The sequence below is a fragment of the Burkholderia pseudomultivorans genome, from assembly GCF_902499075.1.
Taxonomy (GTDB): domain Bacteria; phylum Pseudomonadota; class Gammaproteobacteria; order Burkholderiales; family Burkholderiaceae; genus Burkholderia; species Burkholderia pseudomultivorans.
In genome coordinates, this window is record NZ_CABVPP010000105.1 from 1 (window position 1) to 11,189 (window position 11,189).

The following is an 11,189-nucleotide window of genomic DNA, read 5'->3' on the forward strand; positions in this document are numbered from 1 at the left end:
GTCGGCACGCCTGTCGCCGGCGCAACGGCGAACGTGCGCCAGATCGCGGCCGACAGCACCGCCGCCAGCGCCGCGAAACCGAGCCAGCCGGGCGCCGCGCGATGGCCGGCCAGCGCGCTGCCGATCAGCCCCGTCAACACGATGCCGACGCCGGGCCCCGCGTAGATCACCCCGCTCCACTCGGGCGCATGCAGCTCCGCGAGCCGCCGCAGCCCCCATTGCGAGATGAACACGAAGGTCCACGCGCTGACGACGCCCGCGACGAAGCGCACCGCGAGCCACACCGGCAGCAGATGGCCGACGCCCATCGCGGCGGTCAGCAGCACGGTCGCGGCGAGCCCGAGGCGGACCATCCGCGCGGGCGCGACGCGCAGCGCCGCGCAACTGACCGCGCCGACGAAATAGCCCGCGTAGTTCGCCGAAGCAAGCCAGCTGCCGGCCTTCAGCCCGATCGAGCCGTCGGCGAGCATCAGCGGCATCAGCGGCGTGAACGCGAAGCGGCCGACGCCGAGCGCGACCGCCAGCCCGACCATGCAGGCCAGCGCGGCCGCACGGGCGCGGCGATCGGCTTCGCGGGACGGGCGCGCGTCGAGCGCGGCGGTCGGGGCATCGGAACGGGACATGGCGGTATCGGCCGCGCATCACGCGCCGGCCTGAACGGAAATCGGAATGTTTGTATCCTAGCTTGACCAAACATTCTCGAAAAATGAATAATTCAGAATCGAGTCATCACATGGAGAGAACCATGGACCTGGCGGCGCTGGCGATTTTCCGTGCCGTCGTGCGCGAGAACGGCGTGACGCGCGCGGCGGCGAAGCTCAATCGCGTGCAGTCGAACGTGACGACGCGCATCAAGCAGCTCGAAGAAGAGCTCGGCGCGGCGCTGTTCGTGCGCGACGGCCGCCGGCTGGTGCTGACGCCGGCCGGGCAGACGCTGCTGCCGTATGCGGAGCGCCTGCTCGCGCTCGCCGACGAGGCGCGCGACGCGGTGCGCGAAGACACGCCGCGCGGGCGGCTGCGGCTCGGCACGATGGAGAGCACGGCCGCGAGCCGGCTGCCGACCGTGCTCGCGCGCTATCACCATGCATGGCCCGACGTGTCGCTCGAACTCGTGACGGGTACGACCGGCTGGCTGATCGACAAGGTGCGCGACTTCGAGGTCGATGCCGCGCTGTTCGCGCGGCCGCCCGCGCCCGACATGCTGCCCGACACCTTCGAGACGGTGCCGGTATTCCGCGAGGACCTGGTGCTGCTGACGCCGCGCGGCCATCCGCCGGTGCGCACGCCGCGCGACGTGATCCTGCCGACGCTGGTCGCGTTCGAGCGCGGCTGCTCGTACCGCAAGTACGTCGAACAATGGTATGCGGCGCACGGGATGAAGCCGGCGCGCGTGCTCGAACTCGGCTCGTACCACGCGATCGTCGCGTGCGTCGCGGCCGGCGCCGGGATCGCGGTCGCGCCGCGTTCGGTGCTCGACCGGCAGCCGGAAGTCGGCAGCCTCGCGCAGCACGAAATCGCCGAACTGCACGGCATCGACACGCTGCTCGCGTGGCGGCACGGGTACGCATCGGCGGCGCTCGCCGCGCTGCGCGATGCGCTTGCGGAAGCGGCGCGGCAGGCGGACAACGCAGCGGCGAAACCGCCCGTCGCGATGCCCGCCTGACTGCGCGCGGTCGGCGGCGGGCGGCACGGGCCGCGCAACGTTTCCCGGATGAAAATGCAAACGACCCGACCGGCCAACGCCGATCGGGTCGTTTCATGCGATCCCTTCACAGGATCGCGCCGCACGTTGCGCGGATCAGAGCCGCGCTTCGACCCAGCCCTTGACGCCCGCGAGCGCCGCCGGCAGGTTGGCCGGCTCGGTGCCGCCCGCCTGCGCCATGTCCGGACGGCCGCCGCCCTTGCCGCCGACCTGCTGCGCGACGAAGTTCACGAGCTCGCCGGCCTTGACCTTCTTGCTCGCATCGGCCGTCACGCCGGCGATCAGGCTGACCTTGCCGCCTTCGACCGCCGCGAGCACGATCGCCGCGCTCTTCAGCTTGTCCTTCAGCTTGTCGACGGTCTCGCGCAGCGTCTTCGCATCGGCGCCGTCGAGCGTCGCGGCCAGCACGTGCACGCCGCCGACTTCGACGGCCTGCTGCGCGAGCTCGTCGCCCTGGCTCGACGCGAGCTTCGACTTCAGCGCCGACAGTTCCTTCTCGAGCGACTTCACCTGGTCCTGGACCTGTGCGATGCGCTGCGTCAGTTCCGACGGCTGCGCCTTCAGCGCGGCCGCCGCTTCGTTCACGCGCGCGTCGAGTTCCTGCACGTAGCGCACCGCGTTGTCGCCGGTGATCGCCTCGACGCGACGGATGCCGGCCGCGACGCCGCCTTCCATCACGATCTTGAACAGACCGATGTCGCCGGTGCGGCTCACGTGCGTGCCGCCGCACAGTTCGCGCGAGAAGCCGAGATCGAGCACACGCACCTCGTCGCCGTACTTCTCGCCGAACAGCGCCATCGCGCCGCCCTTCACCGCTTCGTCGTACGGCATCACGCGCACGATGCCCGGCGCGTTGGCCAGAATCTCGTCGTTGACGATCTGCTCGACACGACGGATTTCGTCGTCGGTCAGCGGCGCGTTGTGCGCGAAGTCAAAGCGCGTCTTGTCCGCATCGACGAGCGAACCCTTCTGCTGCACGTGCGCGCCGAGCACTTCGCGCAGCGCCTTGTGCATCAGGTGGGTCGCCGAGTGGTTGCGCTGCGTGCGCGCGCGGCGGTGCGCGTCGATTTCCGCGCGCAGCACGTCGCCGACCTTCAGCGTACCCTGCTCGAGCGTGCCGTGATGGCCGATCACGTCGGCCTGCACCTTCAGCGTGTCGGCCACCGCGAAGCGCGTCGCCGCATTCGCGAGCACGCCCTGGTCGCCGACCTGGCCGCCCGATTCCGCGTAGAACGGCGTGTGGTCGAGCACGACGACCGCGTCCTGGCCGGTCTTCACCTCGTTGACGGCCGAACCGTCGACGTACAGCGCGACGACCTTCGCATCGTCGAACGCGATTTCCTCGTAGCCGTGGAAGGTGGTCTTCGCGCCCGCGTATTCGAGGCCCTGCGTCGCCTTGAACTTGCCGGCCGCGCGCGCCTGCTCGCGCTGGCGCGCCATCGCGTCGTCGAACGCCGGCTCGTCGACCGTCATCCCGCGCTCGCGGCACACGTCGGCCGTGAGGTCGAGCGGGAAGCCGTACGTATCGTGCAGCTTGAACGCGAGTTCGCCGTCGAGCACCTTGCCGCCCTTCGCGTCGACGTCGGCCAGCGCGGCCTCGAGGATCGACATGCCGTGCTCGATCGTCTCGAAGAAGCGCTCCTCTTCCTGGCGCAGCACGTCGGTCACGCGCTGCTCGGCTTCCTTCAGCTCCGGATACGCGACGCCCATCTCGGCGACGAGGTCGGCCACCAGCCGATGGAAGAACGCGCCCTTGCGGCCGAGCTTGTAGCCGTGGCGGATCGCGCGGCGCACGATCCGGCGCAGCACGTAGCCGCGACCTTCGTTGCCGGGAATCACGCCGTCGACGATCAGGAACGCGCACGCGCGGATGTGGTCGGCGATCACCTTCAGCGAGTTGTTGTTCAGGTCGCTGGTCTCGGTCACGCGCGCGGCGGCCTTGATCAGGTTCTGGAACAGGTCGATTTCATAGTTGCTGTGCACGTGCTGCAGCACCGCGGCGAGACGCTCGAGGCCCATGCCGGTATCGACCGACTGCTTCGGCAGGCGCGTCATGTTGCCCTGCGCGTCGCGGTTGAACTGCATGAACACGAGGTTCCAGATCTCGATGTAGCGGTCGCCGTCTTCCTCGGGCGATCCCGGCGGGCCGCCCCACACGTCCGGGCCGTGATCGTAGAAGATCTCGGTGCACGGACCGCACGGGCCCGTGTCGCCCATCGTCCAGAAGTTGTCCGACGCGTAGCGCGCGCCCTTGTTGTCGCCGATCCGGATGATCCGCTCGGTCGGCACGCCGACGTCCTTCGCCCAGATGTCGTACGCCTCGTCGTCTTCCTGGTAGACGGTGACCCACAGCTTTTCCTTCGGCAGCTGGTAGACGGTCGTCAGCAGCTCCCACGCGAACTTGATCGCGTCGTGCTTGAAGTAGTCGCCGAACGAGAAGTTGCCGAGCATCTCGAAGAACGTGTGGTGACGCGCGGTATAGCCGACGTTCTCGAGATCGTTGTGCTTGCCGCCCGCGCGCACGCTGCGCTGCGCCGTCGTGGCGCGCGAATACGGGCGCTGGTCCGTGCCGAGGAACACGTCCTTGAACTGGACCATGCCCGAGTTCGTGAACATCAGCGTGGGGTCGTTACCGGGCACGAGGCTCGACGAGCGGACGATCGTATGGCCCTTCGATTCGAAGAATTTGAGAAATTTCTCGCGGATTTCGGCAGCTTTCATGGCGTGCAGGGACAGTCTGGCTAAGACGGCTTCAAACGCCGGCGGCCCGGACGGGCGCACGGCGGCATATTCGGAAACGATCGATTATACGGGATCGGCAGCCGTTCCCGGCAAAGCGGCTCGGCCATCCAGCCGCCCCGGCTGGGCCACTGCCGCGGCCGATTCGCCTTAAGATGCTCGGCATCCCGATTCGCGTTGCCGGCGCAACGCGCAGCCAAGCCAACCAAGGAGACGATTCGACGATGGGTGCCCTGAGCCATATCCGCGTGCTGGACCTTACCCGCGTACTCGCGGGCCCGTGGTGCGCGCAGACGCTCGCCGATTTCGGCGCGGACGTGATCAAGGTCGAGCGCCCGGGCGCCGGCGACGACACGCGCCACTGGGGGCCGCCGTACCTGAAGGACGCGCACGGCGCGGACACCGCCGAGGCCGCGTACTACCTCGCCGCGAACCGCAACAAGCGCTCGGTGACGGTCGACATCGCGACGCCCGAAGGCCAGCAGATCGTGCGCGAGCTGGCCGCGCAGAGCGACGTCGTGCTCGAGAACTACAAGGTCGGCCAGCTGAAGAAATACGGGCTCGACTACGAATCGCTGCGCGCGGTGAAGCCTGATCTCGTCTACTGCTCGGTCACCGGGTTCGGCCAGACGGGACCGTACGCGCACCGCGCGGGCTACGACTTCATCGTGCAGGGGATCGGCGGCTTCATGAGCATCACCGGCGAGCGCGACGGCGAGCCGGGCGGCGGCCCGCAGAAGGCCGGCGTCGCGATCGCCGATCTCGCGACCGGCCTGTACTCGACGATCGCGGTGCTCGCCGCGCTCGCGCACCGCGACCGCACCGGCGAAGGCCAGTACATCGACATGGCGCTGCTCGACGTGCAGGTCGCGCTGCTCGCGAACATGAACACCAACTTCCTCGCGAGCGGCAAGCCGCCGGTGCGCTGGGGCAATGCGCATCCGAACATCGTGCCGTACCAGACGTTCCAGACCCGCGACGGCTGGATCATCGTCGCGGTCGGCAACGACGGGCAGTTCCGCAAGTTCGTCGAGGCCGGCGGCCGCGCCGAACTCGCCGACGACGAGCGCTTCGCGACCAATCCCGCGCGCGTGCGCCACCGCGACACGCTGGTGCCGATCCTCGCGGAGATGGTGAAGACGCGCAGCAAGACCGCGTGGATCGATGCGCTGGAAGCGGCCGGCGTGCCGTGCGGCCCGATCAACGATCTCGACGAGGTGTTCGACAACGAGCAGGTGATCGCGCGCGGGATGCAGGTCGCGCTGCCGCACCCGTGCGGCGCGGACGTGAAGCTCGTGCGCAATCCGATCCGGATGAGCGCGACGCCGCCCGATGCGCGCACCGCTCCGCCGCTGCTCGGCGCGCAGACCGACGAGGTGCTGCGCGACATGCTCGGCTACGACGAGGCGCGGATCGCCGCGCTGAAGGCGAAACAGGCGATCTGAGCGAACGGCCCTGCCGGCAACCGGCGCGTCACGCGGCGGCGGGGCCGGTCCGCCGCGCGAGCGCGTCGAGCCAGCCGCGTGCGTCGGGCCAGTCGCCGAGGCCGCTGTCCGCATTGATGTGGCCGCGCCGGCCGATATCGTGGAAGGTGCTGCCCCACGCGTGCGCGCAGCTGCGTGCGAACGCGAGCGACCCGTACGGATCGTCGCCGCTCGCGACGACGCAGGTCGGAAACGGCAGGCGTTCGCGCGGCACCGGCCCGAAGCCGTGCGCGTCGACCGGAAAGGCCGGCCCGGCAGGATCGGGCAGCGCGACGAGCAGCGCACCGCGCACCTTCGCGAGCGCAGCGGGCCGCGCATAGCGCGTCGCCCACCAGGCGGTCGTCAGCGTGCCGAGGCTGTGCGCGGCGATCAGCACCGGACCGCGCGCGGCCTCGACCGCCCGGTCGAGCGCGAGACACCAGCCGTTGCGGAACGCGCGCTCCCAGTCGGGCATCGCGATGCGCGTGAAGCGCGCGTCGGCGCACTCCCAGCGGCTCTGCCAGTGAAGCGGGCCGGAATTGCCGTAGCCCGGCAGGATGAAAATGCGGGAGTCGCTCATGAAGGAAGGCGCCGACGCATGAAGTCGTTATAGGGTGTCGACGCAGTGTCGCACATCCGTTCCTCCCTGATCTTGCCTGTCAAAAAAACCGGAAGGATGTGCGCGACGCCCGCAGGCGTCGCAATCGGCCGGCGCGCGATGCGCCGGCGTCGTTCAGCGTACGCCCGCGCCGACCAGGCCGCCTGCGGCCGCGCCGGCAACCGTGCCGACCGGGCCGCCCGTGATCAGGTAGCCGAGCGCGCCGCCCGCGGCCGCGCCGATACCGGCATTGCGCTGCGTATGCGTCATCGCGCATGCGCCGAGTTGCGACAGGACCGCGACGATCACCGCGGTGCGAACGAGAAAAGTGGTCTTCTTCATCATGGTTGTTAGTGTCCTTCCGCCGTGCGGCAACGCGAGCGGCGGCATTGAAACGGTGAAACCCATCATAGAAAAACCCGAATGGCGCGGGCAATCCGATTTACGTCGTGTTACAGCCGACACAAAGTCGAGATATTGCGATTACGCGACACGCGTGCCCCGCCGCCAATGGCCAGCCGCGCGGGAGGGCCCCCGGTCAGGTAGAATTGCAGGATTAAACCGGCGCGACGCGCCGACACAACCTGACGCCATCCGCATGAGCACCGAACGCAACGACGCCCCCGCGGCTTCCAATTTCATCCGCAACATCATCGACGACGACAACCGCACCGGCAAATGGGGCGGCCGCGTCGAAACGCGCTTCCCGCCCGAGCCGAACGGCTATCTCCATATCGGCCATGCGAAGAGCATCTGCCTGAACTTCGGCGTCGCGAACAGCTACGGCGGCGTTTGCCATCTGCGCTTCGACGACACGAACCCGGAAAAGGAAAGCGTCGAATACGTCGACTCGATCGTCGACGCGGTGCGCTGGCTCGGCTTCGACTGGCGCAAGGACGCGGTCGACCACCAGTATTTCGCGAGCGACTACTACGACAAGCTGTACGAATACGCGGAGCTGCTGATCAAGCGCGGCAAGGCCTACGTCGACAGCCAGAGCGCGGAAGAGATGCGCGCGAACCGCGGCTCGCTGACCGAGCCGGGCAAGCCGTCGCCGTTCCGCGACCGCACGCCCGACGAGAACCTCGACCTGTTCCGCCGGATGAAGGCCGGCGAGTTCAAGGAAGGCGAGCACGTGCTGCGCGCGAAGATCGACATGGGTTCGCCGAACATGAACCTGCGCGACCCGGTGATCTACCGGATCCGCTACGCGCACCACTACCGCACCGGCGACGCGTGGTGCGTGTATCCGATGTACGACTACACGCACTGCATCTCGGATGCGCTCGAAGGCATCACGCACTCGCTGTGCACGCTCGAGTTCGAGGATCACCGCCCGCTGTACGACTGGGTGCTGAACGAGCTCGCCGAAGCCGGCGTGTTCACGCGCCCGCTGCCGCAACAGATCGAATTCTCGCGCCTGAAGCTCACCTACGCGATCACCAGCAAGCGCAAGCTGCTGCAGCTCGTCAACGAAGGCCACGTCGACGGCTGGGACGACCCGCGCATGCCGACCATCGTCGGCGTGCGGCGCCGCGGCTTCACGCCGGACAGCATCCGCCTGTTCTGCGAGCGGCTCGGCGTGACGAAGGTCGATTCGTGGATCGACATGAGCGTGTTCGAAGGCGCGCTGCGCGACGATCTCGACGACAAGGCGCCGCGCACGGTCGCCGTGCTCGATCCGCTGAAACTCGTGATCGACAACTATCCGGAAGGCCAGGAAGAAGCGTGCACGGCGCCCGTGCATCCGCATCATCCGGAGCGCGGCGTGCGCACGTTCCCGATCTCGCGCGAGCTGTGGATCGAGCGCGACGACTTCGTCGAGAACCCGCCGAAGGGCTATTTCCGCCTGTTCCCCGGCAACAAGGTGCGGCTGCGCTACGGCTACGTGATCGAGTGCACGGGCTTCGACAAGGACGCCGACGGCAACGTGACGGCCGTGCACTGCAACTACTTCCCGGACAGCAAGTCGGGCACCGACGGCGCGAACAACTACAAGGTCAAGGGCAACATCCACTGGGTCAGCGCGAAGCATGCGCAGCCGGCCGAAGTGCGCATCTACGACCGCCTGTTCAAGGAGCCGCATCCGGACGCGGGCGACGCGAACTTCCTCGACGCGCTGAACCCCGATTCGAAGAAGGTCGTGCAGGCGTTCGTCGAGCCGGGCGCCGGCGACGCCGCGCCGGAGACGCACTTCCAGTTCGAACGGCACGGCTACTTCGTCACCGACCGCATCGATTCGAAGCCGGGCCAGCCCGTGTTCAACCGGATCGTCGGGCTGCGCGACAGCTGGGGCAAGCCGGCCTGATGGCCGGCCGGGCGCGGCGGCGATCGGCCGCGTCCGGTCATGACGTCATCGGACGAACCAATAAAAAACCGGCTTTCGCCGGTTTTTTATTGCATATGAACCCCGATCGACACGACGCCGCATCGTCACGCGCGCAGCAGGCGCCGATGCAGCTCCGCCAGCGGCAGCGTCGTGCGGAACAGCCGCGCGAGGCTGCGGCTCGCATAGGTGTCGACGTCGGCGGGCGCCGTCCAGCGGTACGCATCCATCTCGGGAATCAGCGAGCCGTCGCGACGGCTCGGAAACAGCGACGTGCACGTGCAGTGCGCGGGATCGATCTCGCCGTCGGCGACGCGCACCGCGAACAGGTGCAGGTCCTTGTCGTGCCGGTACGCGAAGCGGCCGAGATCGAGCAGCCGCTCGGCCGCGAACACGATGCCGGTTTCCTCGCGCAGTTCGCGCAGCGCGGCGTCGGCCGGCGACTCGCCGGGCTCGCCCTGCCCCTTCGGGATGTCCCAGTGCGTCGTATCCGTCGCATGCGCGAGGAACACCTGCCCGGCCCCGTCGAGAATCACGACGCCGCACGATACCGTACGCGGCGCGGCGCTCCGCTTCATCGCGCGCGGGCTCAGCGTTTCTGGAACTGCCAGTTGCCCGCGGCCGTCTTGCAGTAGACGGGGCGCAGCGTCATCGTCTGGCCCTTCGCGGCGATTTCGGTGGCGACTTCGCGGCAGGTCTTGCCGTCCTTCTCGGTCGTGGTCGGCGTGAGCTTCGCATCGATCTGCGTGCCGCGGCCGCTGCTCTGCCACGTCGTGGTCTCGCCGTCCTTGCCTTCGTCGCGCACTTGCGCGACCGCCTTCGACAGCGACGCGCGGTCCGCCTTGCTGAAATAGCTGATCGGCGTGTCGCTGAGGAAGTTCAGGTTGTTCTGCGCATGGGCGGGCAGCATCGCGGCAGCGCACGCGGCGCCGGCCAGCACACGCGAGACGAGGGAAAGGGATGCACGCATCGACATGTTGTTCTCCTTGGATGTTCGATCGAACGGCGTGGCGCGCCCCGGCGAACCGGTGCGCGCCACGCCCGTCAGCGAGCGAGCATAGCATGCGTGCCGCGACGGGGCCCTGCTAGCGGGCCGCCTGCGCGGCCGTTTGCGGGGCCGTTTGCGGGGCCGTTTGTTGATATCCGTCAGTCAGCGTGTTCAGGAACGCGATCACGTCCTTGATCTCCGCCTCGTTCAGCGCCGGCTTGTCGCCCGGCTTGCGGTCGAACGGCGGCTCGCGATTGATGTTCGGCCAGTAGCGCTTCGGCAGGTCGTCGTAGATCTGCACCTTGCCGTGCGCGACCGGATAGAACTTCTCCGGATGGATGTCGCGCTCGACGTAGAAGCGCATCACGTCCTCCAGCGAGTGGTACACGCCGTTGTGGAAGAAGGTCTTGCGCAACGCGACGTTGCGCAGCGACGGCGTGCGGAACAGCCCGCAGAATTCGTCGCGGCCCTTCAGGTCGGTGCGCTCGGGGCCGCACGCGCCGAGATCGTAAAAGCGCGGATCGCGATTGACCGGCAGCGCGCGGTTGCGCGGCACCGCGATTGCGATCAGCCCGAAATCGCTGAACTGCGGCGGCGTGCCGTCGAGCGCGCGCTGGCTGACGTGGCAGCTCGCGCAATTGCCCTTCGTCTCGTCGTTGAACAGCTGCAACCCGTGCAGCTCGGCCGGCGTCAGTCGTGCGCGGCCCGCCAGGTACGCGTCGTACTTGCTGGTGTACGGCGCAAACACGTCGGGCGTCTGCTCGAACGTGCCGAGCGCACGCAATACCGCGTTGAATGCGGCCTGATCGTCGTCAAGCACGTGCACGCCGAACAGCGCGCGGAATTCGTCGGCATACGGCGCGGCCTTCACCGCCCGGGCGACCTGCGCCGGCGAGCTGTTCATCTCGAACGGCGACGTGAGCGGAATGCGCGCCTGCGCGGCGCCCGTGTCGACGCGGCCGTCCCACGTGAGGCCGCCGGTCGGACCGGCATCGACGCTCTCGTCGCCCTCGTCGTCGGAATCGTGGAAGTGCTCGGTGAACTGCGGCACGCCCTGCAGGTATTTGAGCGACGGCACCGCGCGAAAACCCGCGTGCCGCATGTCGTCGCCGCCGAACTGCACCGGCAGCGCGTTCGGCGGCCCGAACGCGTGCTCGGGGCTGTGGCACGACGCGCACGCCAGCTTGCCGGAACCTGACAGCGTAGGGTCGAAGAAAAGTTGCTTGCCGAGCGCGGTCATCCGGCGCACGCCTTCGTAAACTTGTGCGCGGGTCTGCGGCTGGTTGGTGGCGACGATCGGCCCGGCGTCGCCGGACGTCGCGGCCGCACTCGCACCGGCGGCGCCGGCGGTGTTCGCGGCGCTGGCGGGCGGT

At 68.5% G+C, this 11,189-nt stretch carries 10 protein-coding genes; 3 read left to right on the forward strand and 7 right to left on the reverse strand.

All coding sequences use genetic code 11. The annotated features are described in order from the left end of the window. Positions 1-623: YbfB/YjiJ family MFS transporter (locus BST28156_RS33905; RefSeq protein ID WP_174904526.1), on the reverse strand; the 623-nt coding region annotated here is incomplete at its 3' end. A 122-nt stretch (positions 624-745) separates the two neighbouring features. Here BST28156_RS33905 and BST28156_RS33910 point away from each other — a divergent pair. After that, a complete protein-coding gene (locus BST28156_RS33910) occupies positions 746-1,663 on the forward strand; it encodes a LysR family transcriptional regulator (protein ID WP_174904530.1) in 918 nt (305 codons plus the stop codon). Between the two features lie 135 nt (positions 1,664-1,798). On the opposite strand, the gene alaS is transcribed toward BST28156_RS33910, so the two are convergent. Next, positions 1,799-4,423: an alanine--tRNA ligase gene (alaS, locus tag BST28156_RS33915; protein WP_060242072.1), complete on the reverse strand. Its 2,625-nt coding sequence runs from the start codon at positions 4,421-4,423 to the stop codon at positions 1,799-1,801. A 242-nt stretch (positions 4,424-4,665) separates the two neighbouring features. On the opposite strand from alaS, the gene BST28156_RS33920 reads away from it, so the two are divergent. Beyond that, the gene (locus BST28156_RS33920) at positions 4,666-5,886 is read left to right on the forward strand and encodes a CaiB/BaiF CoA transferase family protein (protein WP_174904527.1); all 1,221 of its coding nucleotides are present in this window, start codon (positions 4,666-4,668) and stop codon (positions 5,884-5,886) included. A gap of 28 nt (positions 5,887-5,914) precedes the next feature. Here BST28156_RS33920 and BST28156_RS33925 read toward each other — a convergent pair whose 3' ends face one another. Together BST28156_RS33925 and BST28156_RS33930 are read right to left on the reverse strand one after the other, a co-directional pair. Beyond that, positions 5,915-6,484 carry an RBBP9/YdeN family alpha/beta hydrolase gene (locus tag BST28156_RS33925; RefSeq protein WP_174904528.1) on the reverse strand — a complete coding sequence of 190 codons (570 nt, stop codon included), beginning with the start codon at positions 6,482-6,484 and terminating at the stop codon, positions 5,915-5,917. 153 nt (positions 6,485-6,637) lie between these two features. Continuing rightward, entirely contained in the window at positions 6,638-6,847 is a 210-nt protein-coding gene (locus BST28156_RS33930) for a YMGG-like glycine zipper-containing protein (RefSeq protein WP_011656605.1), read from the reverse strand. A 253-nt stretch (positions 6,848-7,100) separates the two neighbouring features. Between BST28156_RS33930 and BST28156_RS33935 the strand changes: the two genes are divergently transcribed. Beyond that, positions 7,101-8,810: a glutamine--tRNA ligase/YqeY domain fusion protein gene (locus tag BST28156_RS33935; protein ID WP_060242069.1), complete on the forward strand. Its 1,710-nt coding sequence runs from the start codon at positions 7,101-7,103 to the stop codon at positions 8,808-8,810. A 125-nt stretch (positions 8,811-8,935) separates the two neighbouring features. On the opposite strand, the gene BST28156_RS33940 is transcribed toward BST28156_RS33935, so the two are convergent. From BST28156_RS33940 to BST28156_RS33950, 3 genes are all read right to left on the reverse strand, one after another. Beyond that, positions 8,936-9,406 carry an NUDIX hydrolase gene (locus BST28156_RS33940; RefSeq protein ID WP_060242067.1) on the reverse strand — a complete coding sequence of 157 codons (471 nt, stop codon included), beginning with the start codon at positions 9,404-9,406 and terminating at the stop codon, positions 8,936-8,938. A gap of 11 nt (positions 9,407-9,417) precedes the next feature. Then, the gene (locus tag BST28156_RS33945; protein ID WP_174904529.1) at positions 9,418-9,804 is read right to left on the reverse strand and encodes an RT0821/Lpp0805 family surface protein; all 387 of its coding nucleotides are present in this window, start codon (positions 9,802-9,804) and stop codon (positions 9,418-9,420) included. Positions 9,805-9,913: 109 nt separating this feature from the next. Beyond that, a partial coding sequence (locus tag BST28156_RS33950; protein WP_254596491.1) for a cytochrome-c peroxidase occupies positions 9,914-11,189 on the reverse strand: 1,276 nt, incomplete at its 5' end.